This window comes from Sandaracinus amylolyticus (assembly GCF_021631985.1).
Lineage (GTDB): Bacteria > Myxococcota_A > Polyangia > Polyangiales > Sandaracinaceae > Sandaracinus > Sandaracinus amylolyticus_A.
Genome location: NZ_CP070225.1, coordinates 2677097 through 2694110 on the forward strand (window position 1 = coordinate 2677097; position 17014 = coordinate 2694110).

General features: G+C 69.1%; 12 protein-coding genes. 9 read left to right on the forward strand and 3 right to left on the reverse strand.

What is annotated here, in order from left to right:
- Positions 1–41: 41 nt before the first annotated feature.
- Positions 42–1763, reverse strand: a complete 1722-nt coding sequence (locus tag I5071_RS11100; RefSeq protein WP_236605404.1) for a carboxypeptidase-like regulatory domain-containing protein — start codon at positions 1761–1763, stop codon at positions 42–44.
- A 162-nt stretch (positions 1764–1925) separates the two neighbouring features.
- On the opposite strand from I5071_RS11100, the gene I5071_RS11105 reads away from it, so the two are divergent.
- Together I5071_RS11105 and I5071_RS11110 are read left to right on the forward strand one after the other, a co-directional pair.
- The gene (locus tag I5071_RS11105) at positions 1926–2813 is read left to right on the forward strand and encodes a HEAT repeat domain-containing protein (RefSeq protein WP_236605405.1); all 888 of its coding nucleotides are present in this window, start codon (positions 1926–1928) and stop codon (positions 2811–2813) included.
- 117 nt (positions 2814–2930) lie between these two features.
- On the forward strand, positions 2931–3557 hold the full coding sequence (locus I5071_RS11110; protein WP_236605406.1) for a hypothetical protein: 627 nt from the start codon (positions 2931–2933) through the stop codon (positions 3555–3557).
- Positions 3558–3618: 61 nt separating this feature from the next.
- Here the strand turns inward: I5071_RS11110 and I5071_RS11115 are convergent, their stop codons facing one another.
- Positions 3619–3972: a YraN family protein gene (locus I5071_RS11115; RefSeq protein ID WP_236605407.1), complete on the reverse strand. Its 354-nt coding sequence runs from the start codon at positions 3970–3972 to the stop codon at positions 3619–3621.
- 26 nt (positions 3973–3998) lie between these two features.
- Positions 3999–4526, reverse strand: coding sequence for a hypothetical protein (locus I5071_RS11120; RefSeq protein WP_236605408.1), 528 nt, complete (start codon positions 4524–4526; stop codon positions 3999–4001).
- A 400-nt stretch (positions 4527–4926) separates the two neighbouring features.
- On the opposite strand from I5071_RS11120, the gene I5071_RS11125 reads away from it, so the two are divergent.
- From I5071_RS11125 to I5071_RS11155, 7 genes are all read left to right on the forward strand, one after another.
- Entirely contained in the window at positions 4927–6582 is a 1656-nt protein-coding gene (locus I5071_RS11125; protein WP_053234363.1) for a hypothetical protein, read from the forward strand.
- 196 nt (positions 6583–6778) lie between these two features.
- Positions 6779–10540 carry a tetratricopeptide repeat protein gene (locus tag I5071_RS11130; protein WP_236605409.1) on the forward strand — a complete coding sequence of 1254 codons (3762 nt, stop codon included), beginning with the start codon at positions 6779–6781 and terminating at the stop codon, positions 10538–10540.
- 35 nt (positions 10541–10575) lie between these two features.
- A complete protein-coding gene (locus I5071_RS11135) occupies positions 10576–12180 on the forward strand; it encodes a tetratricopeptide repeat protein (RefSeq protein WP_236605410.1) in 1605 nt (534 codons plus the stop codon).
- A gap of 368 nt (positions 12181–12548) precedes the next feature.
- Complete coding sequence (locus I5071_RS11140; RefSeq protein ID WP_419249632.1) at positions 12549–13223, forward strand: tetratricopeptide repeat protein; 675 nt, start codon at positions 12549–12551, stop codon at positions 13221–13223.
- Between the two features lie 159 nt (positions 13224–13382).
- The gene (locus I5071_RS11145; protein ID WP_236605412.1) at positions 13383–13601 is read left to right on the forward strand and encodes a hypothetical protein; all 219 of its coding nucleotides are present in this window, start codon (positions 13383–13385) and stop codon (positions 13599–13601) included.
- 204 nt (positions 13602–13805) lie between these two features.
- Positions 13806–15854 carry an AgmX/PglI C-terminal domain-containing protein gene (locus I5071_RS11150; protein ID WP_236605413.1) on the forward strand — a complete coding sequence of 683 codons (2049 nt, stop codon included), beginning with the start codon at positions 13806–13808 and terminating at the stop codon, positions 15852–15854.
- A gap of 184 nt (positions 15855–16038) precedes the next feature.
- The gene (locus I5071_RS11155; RefSeq protein WP_083457554.1) at positions 16039–16908 is read left to right on the forward strand and encodes a tetratricopeptide repeat protein; all 870 of its coding nucleotides are present in this window, start codon (positions 16039–16041) and stop codon (positions 16906–16908) included.
- The last annotated feature ends 106 nt before the right edge of the window (positions 16909–17014 follow it).

Sequence of the window (17014 nt, forward strand, 5' to 3'; positions counted from 1 at the left end):
CGACTATAGAGAGGCGAATCGACGCCGGTCAACGGTGGTCGTCAGCGACGTTCGAGCTCGCGCGGAGTCGAGCGCGGCGCACGCGCATCCATCTCCGCTTCGATCGCGCGCGCAGCCTCTCGGATCGACTCCAGCTCGGCCTCGGCCGGGGGCTCCTCCGCGTACGCGGCGCGCTCGATCGATGCGATCAGCGAGGGCAGCGCCCGTGGGATCGGAGGCTTCGCGCGGGCTGCGCCCTCGAGATCCCGCGCGGTCCACACGCCGTAGAGATCGGCCGACGGCAGGAGACGCGCGGCGAGCGGCTCGAGCGGTGCCCACGCGAGCTCGCGCAGGCTCCGCAGCCGCACGACGATCGCCGACCACTCGCCGCGGTGCGGCAGCGTCGCGCGATGTCGCGACGCCTCGTATCCCGGCGCCTCGATCTCGAGGGTGTGCGCGCCCGCCGCCAACGTGATCGCGAAGCGCCCGCTCGCGTCGGTCTCGATCTCGATCGTCGATCCGTCGGCACGCCGCGCGCGCACCTTCGCCCCCGCGATCGCGTGCTCGCGCCGCGCGTCGATCACGCGCCCCGCGATCTCGATCGAGTCGGGCAGGAGGCTCCTGCGATCACCGAGCTCGAGCGCGGGCGCGACCACTGGGAGCGCAGCCGGGCTCGGCGCGGGCGCACGACGCCGGCGCCCCGCGAGCACGAATGCGAGTGCGCTCGCGGCGATCGACACCAGGATCCACGGCCACGGCGTGCCTCCCGGCGTTTCGACGCGCAGCGCGATCGGCGGTGCCTCGCTCGCGCCCCACCACGGCGCGTCGCTCTCGAAGCGGGCGGTGACCGCACCGTCGAACGCGCCGAGCTCGTCGAAGCCCAGCGTCGCGCGGTACGCGCCGGCGTCGTCGGTGAGCACGGTCGCGAGGTGTCGATCGCCCGCCCACAGACCGACCGCCTTGCGCGCGAGCGGGCCCTCGGAGCTGCGCAACGCGCCGCTGAACCGCACGCTCTCGCCGCGCCCGACCTGTGATCGATCGGCCTCGAGCGTCAGCGTCGTCCCGCGGAAGCGCACCACCGGCACCTCGGTCTGCGCGTCCGCACGATGCGCGTCCGCCGCCGATCGCACGACGAGGCGCGCCGCGGAGGGCGTCGTGCCCAGCGCTTCGGTGCGGATCACCACGTCGAGCGATCCGTCCGCACGCGTCGTCCCGCGCGCGAGCTCGCGCTCGTTCTCGGTGATCGTCACCGCGAGATCGGCGCCGCCGGCCTCCGAGCTCGCGATCACCCGCAGCCGATGCTCGGCGCGATCGAGATCGAGCGTGGGCCCACCCGCGATGTCGATGTCGAGCCGGACGTGCGCGCGATCGAGCACGACCTGACGCACGACCGGCGGGTGCGGCCGGTGATGCTCGTCCCCGTCGAATTCGGCGCGCACCCACCAGCTCCCGAGCGGCAGCTCGAACACCGACGAGAACGATCCATCCGGCCCGGTGCGCACCTCGCGCGCGTCGCGCCGCACACCGGTCGGACCGCCCTCGTGCACCGAGATCCGCACCTCGCGATCGGGCATCGGCGCGCCGAGATCGTCGCGCAGCACACCCTCGACGATCTGATGATCGGCATCACGCCGCGGCCGCAGCTCGATGCGGGTCTCGGCGCGCACCTGCACCCGAGGCTGCGCGGCGAGCGACGCGGGCGCGATCGTGATCACGACGAGCGCGACGAGCGCGAGAGATCGCCTTCCGATCGCGGCCCACACGAGCACCCGGGCACGATGCACGTGCGCTCTTTCGTCCGCAAGGAAAGCCGTTGATCCGCGTCGCGCGTTCGAGCGATACTCGTGCTCGCTCTCGTTCCGCAGCTCGGTGAAGATTCACCAGCGCTGCGCGTCAGAGCGGCGGGCTCCGGCGTAGGCTGACGGAGCGGGGGGAGGCGCGCGCGGATGGTCCCTGGGCGGCTGCGCAGGCTCGCGATCGTCGTGATGGTGTCGGCGCTCCTCTCGGCGTTGCTCTCGGTGGGGATCGCGCCGCTGCTCGCGCACGCCGACGCACGCACGGACTATCTCGTGCGACTCCTGCGCACGTCGGAGGCGTTCCGTGTGCGCGCGCAGGCAGCGCTCTCGCTCGGCTCGGTCACGCCCGAGCCGCAGGTGATCGACGCGCTCACGGCCGCGCTGCGAGATGACGAGGCGGCGGTGCGCGCCGCGGCGGCATCGTCGCTCGAGCGCCTCGGTGATCCTTCGGCGCTGCCCGCGCTCCGTGCAGCGTCGAGCGATCGCGAGCGTGCGGTCGCGGATGCGGCGCGCAGCGCGGTGCGCGCGCTCGAGCGTGTGGCGCGCACCGGCGGAGGATCGAGCGCCGGCACCACGACGGCGTCGACGGGCACCACGGTCGAGCCGCGCGGCACGCCTCGTTTCTACGTCGGCGTCGGCATGCCCGGCACCAAGGTCGCCGCGGTCGATCGCGCCGTGCTCGCGAGCGCGCGCGGCTTCATCGCGAGCCGCGTGCAGCAGCTCGAGGGCGTCGTGGTCGCGCCGGAGTCGGAGTCGCCGCGCCAGGCGCAGCAGGTGATCCGTCAGCGCTCGCTGACGGGCTTCTATCTCGACAGCTCGATCGTGAGCCTCGAGACGCGTCCCGACGGCGGCGTGCGTGCGCAGGTCTCGGTCGTCGTGCAGACGTACCCCGACCGCAACGTGCGCAGCATGCTCAACGGGGCGGCGACGGTGATGGGCGAGACGGGCGTCGCTGCCCAGCGGGCCGCGATCGAAGGCGCGCTCAACGGCGCATTGCGGAACCTCGGGACCGCGATGGGCGCAGGGAGCCCGCGATGATCGCCGACGAAGCGCCGCACCGCGCCGAAGAAATGGATCTCCGGGGGAGCCTCTCATACGATTCGTCTACGGCTGCAACTCCGCACGGAGCTGCAACGCCGTCTGGAGGGCAGTGAAATGGCCGTCGACGCACAGAGCGCCGCCCCGCCTGGCGGACGAGCACAGCAGGGTGGCGGCCCGCCGAAGCGGCGTCTCCGCAACTACCTGCTCGATCCCGGCTTCCAGCTGAAGTACACGGGCTACGTCGTGATCGTGACCGTGCTGGTCGCGGGGACGCTCGGTTATCTCGCGTACCAGCAGTCGCACGCGCAGACCGAGATGCTCTCGATCGGCTGGGCGATGCAGGGCGAGACCGAGGCCTTCATCGAGCAGCAGGCCGCCGAGTACGATCGGAACCTGCTCACCGCGATCGTCGGTGGCGTGCTCGTGCTGACCCTCGCGCTCGGCATCGTCGGCATCTTCATCACGCATCGCGTGGTCGGCCCCGCGTACAAGATGAAGCTGCTCTTCCAGCACGTGACCGAGGGGCACCTCTCGCTCAAGGGGAGGCTGCGCAAGGGCGACGAGCTGCAGGACGTCTTCCTCGTCTTCGAGAAGATGATCGAGACGCTCCGCGAGCGTCAGCGCGAAGAGATCGGATTGCTCGAGACGGGCATCGAGCGCGCGCGGGCCGCGGGGGCCAGCGAGGAAGCGGTGCGCGATCTCGTGGCGCTCAAGGAGCGCATGGAACGCGCGCTCGACTGAGCTCAGCGACCGAACGCGACGAAGCCCCTCCGCGCGATCTGCGCCGAGGGGCTTCGTCGTTTCAGAACGCCTCTTCGTAGTACTCGATGCGCGGCGGATCCTGATCGAACACGACGCTCGCCGCGTCGAACCGCACGCTCACGCCGCCGAGCCCCGCGGTCGTCAGCCACTGCGCCGTCGCGCGTCGGATGCGCGAGATCTTCGCGCGATCGATCGACTCGACGGGCTCCGCGATCCGCGCGTTCGATCGCGCGCGCACCTCGCACACCACGATCATCGATCCACGGCGCGCGATCACGTCGAGCTCGAGCCGACCGACGCGAACGTTGCGGCCCAGAATTGCGAAGCCCTGGCTCGCGAGCTTCGCCGCGACCAGGGCCTCTGCTTCGTTGCCCGTCTGTGCGCGAGTGCGCATCACGAGCACATCTTATCCGAATTCGCTCAGGTCGCGTTCGTCGCGCAGACGCCGCCCGCCTCGAGATTGCAGCGGCCCGACGCGCAGTCCTCGTCGGCCGTGCAGAGCTCGTTGGGCACGCAGTAGCCACCGCGAACACCCGCGCCGCCCGCCGTGAGGACGTCGACGCAGTGGAATCCGTCGCTGCAGTCGCAGAGCGGAGTGTTGCTGTCGCCGTCGGTCGCGCTGCAGCGGCACGTGCAGAACACGCGCTCCGCGCTGTTCGAGACGCTGACGGGGAGGGCGCGATCGACGCAGCCCGCCGTGCCCGCGGGGCACGTCTCTTCGCCGACGACCTTGGACGGATCACCCGAGAGCCGGAACACCATGCAGGTGCGCGTGCGGCACTGCACCGAGCTCGTCTCGACGTAGATCTCGCGCTGATCGAAGCCACCGGCCGGAATGGCCTCGGGCACGCATGGATCACCGATGCCGCGCGCCGGGCAGCCCGACATCATCGCCCCGAGCAGGATGACTCCTGCGATCGTCACGACCTGGAGCGATCCGGTCCTCACGCTTCGCTGCATTCTCGTTCACCTCGTTCGAGTGCCGCCCTGCACGACTCGTCGCGAAGTCGACGGAGTCTGTCGATGACACTCGAGGACGTTTCCAGTCGAGCGCGGACCGTACGTGGCCGTCCGCGAGCATGTCAAGCGTGACGTTGGAACGCGCGCGAGCGGGTCGCGACGCACCGTGGCGCGCTGGACGTTGCCTATTGACAAAGACGGCACGTGCTTTCTATCATCGCGCACACTCTGATTGTAACTTCTCGATTTTGCTCCGGTTTTTGCCCGCGCAGAACACTCTCGAAGGCGAGCCGGAAGCTTCGTGGATCAGACGCTCCTTCGATCAGCGCGGTGTTCGATCGTCTGTGATCGTCCCACCGGCACGTGAACTCTCGGAGAGGAAAGCCCCATGCGGCGTGATCGAGTCTTCCTGTGGGTGCTCCCGCTCGTCGCGGCGTCGACGCTCGCGTCGTCACGCGTGAGCGCGCAAGACATGGTGTTCAGCGTCGAGGACACAGGCGCTCCGGCCGCACCGCCGGCGGAAGGTCCACCGTCCGAAGCCCTCGCGAACGCGCTCCGGCTGTATCAGCAGGAGCGCTACATGGAGGCCTCGGTACAGTTCCAGCGCGTGGTCGGTGGTGAGACCGACGACGCGCCTGCGAACGTGCAGAAGGCGCAGTTCTTCCTGGGCAAGGCCCTCTACCACCTGCGCTATTACCAGTCGGCCCTCGCGATCTTCGACGAGATCACGCAGCAGGGGCAGGCGCACCTCTACTTCGGCCAGACGCTGCAGTGGCTCGCGCAGCTCGCGTCGCAGCTGCCGGAGCCCGCGGGCATCATCGAGCGCGTCGGTCGCTACGGCACCGATCAGCTCGATCAGTTCAACACCGCGGAGAGCGCCGATCTGTACAACCAGCTCCTCTTCCTGATGGGCCGGTTCAAGTACAACCAGGGCGAGTTCGAGGAGGCGATCGGCCTCTTCCAGCGCGTCGATCGCCGCTCGCGCTTCTACGTCAACGCGAAGTTCTTCGAGGGCATCTCGCAGGTCCGCCTCCGCCGCGCGTCGCCGGCCGTCGAGGCGTTCCGCGCGATCATCGAGGCGATCGACTCGGGCGTCGAGGGCGTCGAGGACACGCAGCGCATGCGCAACCTCGCGTGGATCTCGCTCGCTCGCGTCTACTACACCGCCGCGAACCGCACCGACGCGGAGACTGGTGAGCGCGCGATCGACGGCCGCCTGCTCGGCAACGCGGTCGAGGCGTGGAACCGCGTGGGTCAGGACAGCGAGTACTGGCTCGACGCGCTCTTCGAGGAGAGCTGGGCGTTCTTCCTCGCGGACGAGTACGCGCGCTCGATGGGCAACATCCACACGCTGTTCTCGCCGTACTTCGACGACGCGTATTACCCGGAGGCGCTCGTCCTCAAGTCCGTCGTCTTCTTCTCGGCGTGCCAGATCGAGAACGCGAGCGCGATGGTCTCGCAGTTCCACGAGCGTTACGACCCGGTCGCGACCGAGCTGAACGCGACGCTCGAGCAGTTCCAGGACAACCAGCAGTTCTTCGAGTTCCTCCAGCGCGTCCGCAGCGGTGAGGCGCAGCTCAGCCCGCGCATCCGCGGCATCGTCGCCTCGGCGCTCTCGGATCGCACGCTGCTGCGCAACCTCGAGTACGTGCGTCTCCTCGAGAGCGAGGAGCAGCGCCTCGAGCAGTCGCCCGCGGAGTTCAAGAACAGCTCGCTCGGCGCGCGTATCCTCCAGGACATCTTCGTGGCGAAGTCGTTCGCGATCGACCAGACCGGCGATCTCGCGCGCGCTCGCTACAACCGCCTCATCGACGAGCTCAACGAGCTCATGACGCAGGTGGACACGGTCGAGCTCGAGATCGCGACCTACCAGCGCGGTCAGCTCGATGCCGAGGCGCAGCAGCAGATGACCGAGCTCGCGCGCAGCGCGGGTCTGACGGTCAACGTCGACGAAGAGCACCAGATGTGGCCCTTCGACGGCGAGTACTGGCGCGACGAGCTGGGCTTCTACCGACAGCAGGTCACGTCGCAGTGCGGTCGCTGATCTAAAAAACGACGAAAGAGGGCGGTAGGGGATCCAACCTGCCGCCCTCTGGTGGTTCCAAGGCTCCGCGCGCGCGTGCGTGTGAGTCGAAATCAGGAACTCGTGACCGGCACGCTCCTCTAAGATCGCCGGCACGCTTTTGTTCGAGTCGCTTGAGACGAATCCCCTCCTCGAGAGAGCAAGAAGGGTGGCAAGGATGGGTCGCAATCGAACGCCGGGGCGCGGCTCCCGGCTGGCACTCCTCGCGGTCGCGTCGTTGATCGCAGGCGGGCTGCCGCTCGCGGTCGGCGCGCAAGAAGGTGCGCGTTCGTCGTCGCCCGCGTGGGGCGGTATGTGCATGTCGCCCGCGGCGCGACAGCGCGTCGACGAGTGCCCGACGGGCGCACCGCCTCCGAGCCAGCGCGCCGGTGCGGGCGCGTCGGCGCCGGCGACGCACCTGACGCAGACGAAGCGTCGCGAAGAGGAGAAGAAGCAGGGCCCGACCGGTCCGTCGATCGAGATCGACGCGGCGACCGCGCGTGGTCGTGAGGCGGTCGCGGCGCGCGCGCTCGATCTCCTCAACCGCGAGGTGCAGACGACGGAGCGAATCATCGGCCGCATGCGCGACGACGATCCGCGCGGCGCCGACTACCTCCTTCGTCTCGCGGAGACCTACTTCGAGCTCCAGACCTACTGGCGCACTCGTGCCGGCTCGCTCGACCAGCCGATCTTCGAGGCGGAGCAGTCGGGCAATCGCGATCAGCTGCAGCAGCTGCAGCGCCAGCGTCAGGAGGCCAATGGCCACCTCGACGAGGCGCGACAGGCGGCGATCCGCACGTATGCGCGCCTGGTCCAGAACTATCCGAACTACTCGCGCATGGACGAGGTGCTCTTCTCGCTGGCCTTCGGCCTCGAGGAAATGCGCCAGTTCGAGCGCGCGCGACAGGTCTACTTCCGGCTGATCAAGGGATATCCGGAGTCGCGCTTCATCCCGTACGCGTATCTCTCGTTCGCCGAGTACTACTTCGGCGAGGGCCAGATGCGCGAGGCCCAGCAGTTCTATACGAAGGTCACGGAGTTCCCGCCGGAGCGCAACCCGGTCTACGGCTACGCGCTCTACAAGCAGGCCTGGGCGCTCTACAACCTCGAGGACTTCCGCGGCGCGCTGCAGCAGTTCGCGCGAACCGTCGAGTTCGCGACGCAGAACCCGGACGCGCGTGACGCCGCGAACCTCGCGCGCCAGTCGCGCCGCGAGATGGTGCTGCCCTACGCCCGCGTCGGTCGACCGAACCAAGCGCTGCAGTTCTTCCGACGATACGCGGAGAACGACGCCCAAGCGTACGAGATGCTCGAAGCGCTGGGCGAGCTCTACTACGACACCGGTCAATGGCCCGAGACCATCGGCATCTATCACGAGCTGATGGCGGAGCAGGCCAGTAGCGACAGGCTCTGTTACTGGCAGTCTCGCGTCACGAACGCGATCGTGTCGTCTCGGCCGAAGCCCGAGCAGGTGACGGAGATCCGCCGCCTGATCGACATGTACAACACCTATCGTCAGCAGTCGCACCCGCAGGAGGCGCTCAACGAGTGCCGCAGTGCGACCGCGTCGGTCCTCGTCGAGCTCTCGACGGCGTGGCACCGCGAGGCGATCGGCACCGACGAGCAGCCCGGTACGAACGACCGGAACACGATGAACCAGGCGTCGCAGCTGTACCGGCTGACGCTGGACACTTTCCCCGACATGGACGGGATGGAGTTCCCGGACATCGATCGCCGGGACTGGCCGACGACCTACCGCGTCTCGTACTTCTACGCGGAGCTCCTCTGGCGCATGGAGGACTGGAGCCAGTGCGGTCCGGCCTTCGATCGCGTCGTCGAGCTGAACCCCCAGGGTGAGTTCACGAGCGACGCCGCGTACGCCGCGGTGCTCTGTTACAACAACCTCTACCAGCAGCAGTACGCGGGCAACGAGCGCGACGTTCGTGGCCGCAGCGGCGAGCAGCAGGAAGAGGAGGGCGGACGCGGCGGTCGTCGTGGTCGTCGTGGTCGCCGCGCTCAGCAGGAGCAGGCGGAGGCGGCGCCGACGTTCGAGCCCCAGGAGTTCACGCCGGTGCAGGAGGGCATGCTGCGCGCCTTCCAGCGCTTCGTGTGCTTCGTCCAGGACAGCGAGGAGCTGCCGACGGTCAAGTACCGCCGCGCCCGCATCTACTACGAGACGAACCACTTCGAAGAGGCCGCGATCCTGTTCCGCGACATCGCGTGGAACCATCGCGACAGCGAGCTCGCCGAGTTCGCGGCGAACCTCTACCTCGACTCGCTCAACATGATGGGCACCCGCGTCGGGCAGGGGAATCCGCAGTGCATCACGGAGCTCGAGCAGTCGCTCGATCCGATGCACGGCTTCTACTGCGGCACGCCCGAGCAGCGTGATGCGCACCCCGACCTCTGCGAGGTCGTCGTGAACCTGCGCTGCGACGTCGTCCGCCTCCAGGCCGAGACGCTCGCGCGCCAGAACCGCCACCGCGAAGCTGCGGACGCGTACCGCCGGATCATCCGTCAGTACCGCGAGTGCGGCCGGCTCGACGAGGTCATCTACAACCTCGCGATCGAGTACGAGGCGGCGCGTCTGCTCGGCCGCGCGATCCAGGCGCGTACGACGCTGATCGAGCGCTTCCCCGAGAGCCCGCTCGCCAAGCGCGCGGTGTATCTCGTCGGCGCGAACTACCACGCGCTCGCGATCTACTCGCGCGCTGCGGACTACTACGAGCAGTTCGCCACTCGTTATCCGGGTGAGGACGGCTCGGAGTGCACCGAGGCGGAGCGCACGGCGGGCACCTGCGCCATCGCGCACGCCGCGCTCGAAAACGCAGTCTTCTTCCGACTCGGTCTCGGCGAAGAAGAGCGTGCCATCGAGGACGTGCGTCTCTACGAGCGCAACTATCGCCGCAGCCGTGCGCGCGAGACCTCGCAGGTCGTGTTCTCGCTCGGGTCGATCTACGAGCGCCAGGGCAACTGGGGCCGCGTGTTCGATCACTACCGCTCGTTCCTGCGCCAGTACGGTCGTCAGGCACTGCCGCACGAAGTGATTCGCGCGAACGTGCAGATGGGCCGTGCCCAGTGGGAGCTCGAGGAGCGCGGTCAGGCGGAGGGCTACTTCCGCACTGCGACGCAGGTCTGGACGCGTGGTGCGGGCGAGGCGATCAACCGCGCCGAGGGCACCGACGAGGAGCGTTCGCTCTGGCTGGCGCGTGCGCGTGACGCGACGAGCGAAGCGCTCTTCTATCTCGCCGAGTACCGGTTCGCCGAGTTCCGCGCGATCCACTTCCCGCGCCTGCCCTCGACCCGCACGCTGGCCTCGGTCACGCGCTGGTCGACGGAGGACCTCGCGCCCTGGCTGCAGCGCAAGCGCGAGGCGCTCGTGACGGCGGAGCAGGCGTACAACCTGATCGCCGAGCTCAACGTGCCGCAGTGGCAGATCGCGGGTGCCGCGCGCATCGGCGAGATGTACCAGCGCATCGTCGACGACATGCGCAGCGCTCCGATCCCCGAGGAGATCGAGCGTGACGACGAGCTCTACGGCATCTACGTCGACGCGCTCGAAGGCGCGCTGAACGGCTCGGGCCCCGGCCCGGATGGTCGTCCGTTCACGCCCGACGACATCGCGTGTCAGCCCGAGTCGACCGAGCCCCAGTGCGTGAACGCGCCGGTGCGCCAGGCGATGAGCAAGTTCGAGTTCTGCCTCACGCTCGCGACGCGCGTGCGCTGGTTCAACGAGTTCTCGCAGCAGTGCGAGGTCCAGCTGAACCGCCTCGATGCGCAGCGCTATCCGCTCGCCGCCGAGCTCCGCGGCACCGCGAGCTTCATCCAGGACCAGATCGCCACGCCCGAGCCGATCGAGCTCACGACGGACGCCGAAGAGGCGGACGCCGAGGGCGCGGCATCGGGTGACGCAGCGGCCACCGGCGGCGGCTCGACCTGAGACCCAGGCGACAGAGAACGAGAAGGAACGGAACGATGCGTACTCTCCGGACCACGATGTTCCTCGCGATCGCGACGGGTCTGCTCGGCGCGATCGCCGCGGGCTGCGGCGGTGGTGGCGCGGGCGGAGGCCCCGGTGGGGGCCCCGGCGGCCCCGGCACTGCGGGTGGCGAGGGCGTGACGACGCCCGCGGGCACCGCGGTGAGCGAGTCGGATCGCCAGCGCTGGGCGGCCGCGATGGAGCTCTTCAACTCGTCGGCCGCGGGCGGCTGGACCGAGGAGGAGTGCTCCACCGTCATCTCGCGCTTCGATCAGGTCAACAGCCAGCACTCGGGCGGGACCTTCACGGAAGCGATCTACATGATCGGCGTGACGCACGAGCGCTGCGGCCACGCGGATCAGGCGCGCGAGTTCTACAACCGCACGCTGCAGGCGAACGAGCGCTTCTGCGGCGCGCGCGTGGCGCTCGGCGTCGAGCACTATCGCGCGGGCCGTGTGCAGCAGGCGCGCTCGGAGTTCGAGCGCGCGGTGCGCGACGACTCGCGCTGCACCGAGGGCTACACGAACCTCGCGATCCTGCAGCGCCGTGATCCCAGCACGCAGGCGGAGGCGCTCAACAACCTGCGCCGCGCGCTCGCGATCCAGTCGTCGTACCTGCCGGCGTTCAACCAGATGGCGCTGCTCTATCTCGACTCGGCGATCCGCCGTGCGCAGAGCGGTGGCGCGAGCACGGCGACCGTCGCGGGCGGAACGGCCGCGGCGTCGGGTCAGCCGCAGCAACAGCAGCAGGAGGACGAGAGCACCGTCGCCGCGCGTCGTGCGGCGGCGCGTCGCGCCCAGGCCTCGCAGATGCTCGATCTCGCCGAGGTCGTGTGCCGTCAGGCGCAGCTGATCGATGGCGGATACGCCCCGATCTACAACACCTGGGGCCTCATCAACGTCCAGCAGGGCAACATCATCGCGGCCCTCGCGAAGTTCGAGCGAGCGTTCAACCTCGATCCGAACCTCTTCGAGGCCTACATGAACTTCGGCGAGCTGACGCTCTCGTTCCGCGGCTACGAGGACGCGGGCCGTGCGTTCACGCGCGCGACCGAGCTGCGCAGCGACAGCTACGACGCGTGGCTCGGTCTCGGCGCGGCGCTCCGTGGCCTTCGTCAGACCGAGCAGGCGCAGGCGGCGTACGAGCGCGCGATCGCGATCGATGCCAATCGCCCGGAGGCCTATTTCAACCTGGGCCTTCTCCACAACGACTACATGGGTGGCAGCGAGGCGGATCTCCGCCGCGCGCAGCAGTACTACCGCGACTTCGCGCAGCGCGCGGGCAGCCGTCCCGAGCTCGCCGACGTCGTGCAGAGCGTGAACCGCACCTGCGGCTGCGAGCACGAGCAGCAGCAGGGCGGAGCGCGTCGCAGCGCGCGTCGTGCCCGCGCGGCAGCGCGTGGCTACGGCCGCCGTCGTGCGTGCCAGTCGGGCCGCGTCGAAGCGATCGAGTGCAACATCCGCCTCCAGGCCGAGCTCGCGCAGATGCAGGCCGACGCGGAGCGCATGGCGCGCGAGATCGAGGCGCAGGCCGCGCAGCAGCAACAGCAGCAGGAAGCGACGCCGCCCCCCGAGGGCCAGACGCCGCCGCCCGCGCAGTGATCGTCACGCGCAGGTGATTCGACGAGACGGCCGGTCCCGCGAGGGGCCGGCCGTTTTCCCTTGTGCAGGACGCCGTGCGAGTCGTCGTTCGAACGTTGCTCCTCGCCGTCGCGCTCGTGGCGTGCGCGCGAGTCGCGACTCGTGAGCCGGTTGCGAGGACGCCGGCTCCGATTGCGGCTCGAGAGCCTGGGTCGCGGGACACGATCCCGAGCGCGGAGGTGCCGCGCGATCTGCGCGAGGACGAGCAAGGCCTCGTCGCGCTCGCGCATGAGCACTTCTCGCGTGGTCGGCTCGACCTCGCCGACGCGACCCTCGATCGCGCGCTCGCGATCGCGCCGGCCCACGCACCGGCGTTCATCGCGCGCGCCATGATCGCGAGCGCACGCGGCAACGTGCACGCCGCGCTCGACGCGCTCGATCGGGCGGTCGCGATCGACGCAGACCTCTTCGAGGCGCGGATGGTGCGCGGCGCGCTCCTCCTCTCCGCTCGCGCCCACGAAGACGCCGAGCGCGATCACCGACGCGCCGTCGAGCTCCGGCCTGCTGCGTACGAAGCGTGGCTGGGGCTCGGCGTGTCGTTGCGCGGCGCGCAGCGGATCGAGGAGGCGAGGGCCGCGTATGAGCGGGCGATCGAGATCGCACCCGAACGCCCCGAGGCCTACTACGACCTCGGCATCCTCTACGATGACTTCGGTTCCGGCAGCGAGGCCGACGCGCGGCGCGCCGTCCATCTGTACCGGCGTTTTCTCGGTCTCGCGCGAGGCCGCGCCGACCTTCATGCCGCAATCGCCGACGTTTCGGCCGAGTGTGGGTGCGGCGATCTCTTCGCGGCCCGAGGTGCCATCAGGAGATCGGTGAGTCAGCGGTGTCGCAGGCCATCGAGGGTGACTCCCGATGGCTGCATCCGAGGGCGCATCGAGCGCGCGGAGTGCAACGTCGTGCTGCAACCCGAGCTGGCTTGCATGCAGCTCGAGGCGGAGCGAATGGCGCGCGAGATCGAGGAGGCGGCACGTCAGCGCGAGCAATCGCCACGGGTCGAGTGAAGCGACCCAAACACGTGCGTTCTCGCGCGTCGAAGGCCATTGACCGTCTCGCCAGCCCTTCTGTATTGTGTCGCGCTGTCTCGCGTCCCCGTGATTTCGCGGGGTTCTCGGAGGATCTCCATGCGCAATCTGCTGATGTCCCTGTCCGTTGCGTTCGCCATGACCGTCGCTTTCGGAGCGAGCGGGTTCGTGGCGCAGGCGAGCGCGCAGGACGGCGAGGCGACCACCTACGACTTCGAGGACGATCTCGTTCAGGGCGACCTCGTTCGCCCCGATGGTGAGCTCCTCAACGTGCGTCGTCGCGGTCGCCGCGCGTCGCTGATCCGCGTCCGTGAGCACTTCATCCCGGAGATGCTCAAGTCGGTCGAGAACCTCTGATTCGCTTTCTCCATCACGATTTCCACCGAGTCGGACTTTCACTGGAACCCGCGGGACGAGCGGGTGTCAGTGACCGAGGCAGGCGCGGCGGGCGTGGATGAGGGTGCTGGGTCTTTTCCGCAGCGTGTCTTTGGATCTGGTCCTTTCTAGGAACCGCGTGCCTACCAGGAGGCGGCAGTGAGTCAGGCGAACGGTAAGGTCTCGATGACGTTCCAGATCTTCCACGGGGAAGAGCTGGTCCGCACGGAGACGCTGACCCAGGACATCATCAAGGTCGGCAAGCTGCCTTCGAGCCACCTGCGCATCGAGGACGAGAACGTCTCTCGAATGCACGCGGTGATCGAGGTCACCGGCCCGGACGAGATCTACATCATCGATCTCGGTTCGGCCGCGGGCACGATCGTCAACGGCAAGAAGGTCAACAAGACGAAGCTGCAGAACGGCGACGAGGTCGTCCTCGGCGGCACGCGCGTGGTCGTCGAGATCGGTGCCGCGGGCGCCAGCGACGACGACGACATCACGATGATGGCAGCGCGCAGCGAGGTCGTGGCCGCGAAGGCCGCGCCCGAGCCCGCGAAGCCGCCTCCGCCCCCCGCACCGCCGGTCGCGAATCCGTTCGCGGCGCCTGCGGCTGCGGCGGCGAATCCGTTCGCTGCGGGCGGGGCCCTGCCGAATCCGTTCGCGGCGCCCGCGGCGGTGACGCCTGCGCCGGCGCACGGCGGCGGTGGTCACGGCCACGGTCACGACGAGGACGAGGACTCGGAGAACATCCGCTACGGCATCGCCGCGAGCGGTCCTCCGGTGAACCCCGCGGACGTCGAGAGCGCTGCGACGGCGGTCGAGGTCACGCTCATGTGGGGCGACCTCAGCATCCTCCACGTCGCGCACCTCTCGCCGCCGCGCACGTTCTACATCGGTGAGAAGTCGGCGACGGCCGCGCCCGACTACCTCGTCGGCAGCGAGGTGCTGGGCGCCGATCGCATGCCGCTCGTGGTCGAGGTCGGCGGCAACAGCGCCGTCGTCGTCCCGCAGGGCGCCGAGGGCGCGGTCACGGTCGGCGAGCAGTCGATGTCGTGGGACGACCTCAAGGCGTCCGGCAAGCTGCAGCCGTGCTCCGAGATGGCGGGCGCGATGCAGTACGTCCTGCCTCAGGGCGCGCTCGCGAGCGTGAAGTACAAGGGCTTCACCTGGATGGTGAAGCCGACGTCGGCCGGCAAGCGCGTCGGAGTCGGCGGCGGCCCGAGCGTCAACTGGGGCTATCACACCTGGACGGCAGTCTCGCTCGCGGTCCACGCGGCGTTCCTGCTGATGTTCTACTTCCTCCCGCCGCGCCCGGCGTCGCTCTCGCTGGATCTGCTCAACGCGGACTCGCGTCTCGTGCAGTACCTGATGGAGCCGCCGGAGACGCAGGAAGAGGAGACGCCCGACTGGCTCGAGCAGCAGGAGCAGCAGGACGACGCCGAGGGCGGCACCGGCAAGCGTCACAAGGGTGACGAGGGCCAGATGGGCGACGAGAGCGCCCAGAAGTCGAAGAACCGCTACGGCATCGAGGGCCCCGCGGACAACCCGGACCCGCACATGGCGCGTCAGGAGGCCCGTGAGCAGGCGGCGACGGCCGGCGCGATCGGCGTCCTCCAGGCGATGACCGGCGCGTGGAACTCGCCGACGTCGCCGTACGGCCAGGACACTGCGCTCGGCAGCGATCCCATGAGCGCGCTCGGCGCCCTGATGGGTGATCAGATCGGCTCGAACTTCGGCTTCGGCGGCCTCGGTCTCCGCGGCACCGGTCGCGGCGGCGGCGGCACCGGCGAAGGCACGATCGGTCTCGGCAACCTCGGCACGATCGGCCACGGCGCGGGCACCGGCACGGGCTCCGGCTACGGCAGCGGCGCGGGTGGGTTCAGCGGTCGTCGCTCGACGGTTCCGCGTATCCGCACCGGTGACGCGGACGTCCGCGGCTCGCTCTCGCGCGAGGTCATCCGCCGCGTCATCCGCCGTCACATCAACGAGGTCCGGTTCTGCTACGAGCAGGAGCTCGCGAACCGTCCCGATCTCGCGGGCCGCATCACGGTCAGCTTCATCATCTCGGCGACCGGCGCGGTGCAGACCGCGACGGTGTCGAACACCACGCTGAGCAACGCGCGCGTCGAAGGCTGCGTCACGCAGGCAGTTCGTCGCTGGACCTTCCCGGCGCCCGACGGCGGCGGCGTGGTCGGCGTCAACTACCCGTTCGTGCTCGACAGCTCGGGCTGATTCGATCGGGTAGGCAGGCTACCCAAGGACGAGGAGCGGGGCGGGTCCGAGAGGACCTGCCCCGTTCGCGTTCCGTCGACTCGATCAATAGCTCGGTCGCTCGGGTTTTCGGCTTGCGTTTGCCCTTGAGACGCGACGCGACGCTCACGTAGTATCGCAACCTCTCCGTGTCCGGGAGGAGTGAATGAGTCGGCTTCGAGCGGTCGCCCTCGCGGCGTTTGTCATGGTCTCGTTGGTCGGTGGTCAGTGCTCGCGCGCCCGCGTGGAGTCGCTGACGCGGATGAACGAAGGTGTCGTGCTCGCCGCGCAGAAGCAGTACCTCGCTGCGGTCGAGAAGCTGCAGAGCGCTGCGGCGATCGATCCCACGAACGACCAGGCATATTGGAACCTCGCGATCGTGCACATGGAGATGCAGCGCTTCGATGCCGCTGCCGATGATCTCCGTCGTGCGATCGACATCAATCCTCAAGCTGCCGGCTATCACGAGAAGCTCGGCACGGTGCTGATGGAGCTCGAGCAGTGGGATCAGGCGCGCGAGTCGTTCGAGCGCGCGATCGAGATCGATACCCACCTGTTCAAGGCCTACTACAAGCTCGGTCAGATCGCGGAGCGCCAGGACGATCCGCAGACCGCGCTGCAGCGCTACGACCAGGCCGTTCGTGAGGGCCCGCGCTTCATCCAGGGCTATCGCGCGCTCGGCCGTCTCTACGCAGATCTCGGCTATCAGGGCGAGGCCGTGCAGGTGCTGCAGGCGGGCCTCCAGGTCGTGATCCCGGGGACCGAGGACGAGGCGGAGCTGCACCACCTGCTCGGCACCGTCTATCAGCAGCAGCGCAACTACGATGGTGCGGTCGAGCAGTTCCGCGCCGCGCTGCAGATCCAGCCGGCGATGCGCGAAGCTCTCTTCTCGCTCGGTTGGACGTACGGGCTCCAGAACAACCGCGAAGAGGCTCGTCGATACCTCAAGCGGTACATCGATCTCGCCGGTGCCGAGGCGCCGGCGCACTACCTCAAGGCCGCCCAGGATCGCCTGGGCCAACTCGAGGGCCCCTGAGCGCGCTCTCGAAACAACGGTGCTCGGACTCGTGTGCTCGAATCGAGCATTCGAGTCCATGAGCATCGGACTCGCAGCGCGCGGATGAGGGTCGGTCTCGGGAGGT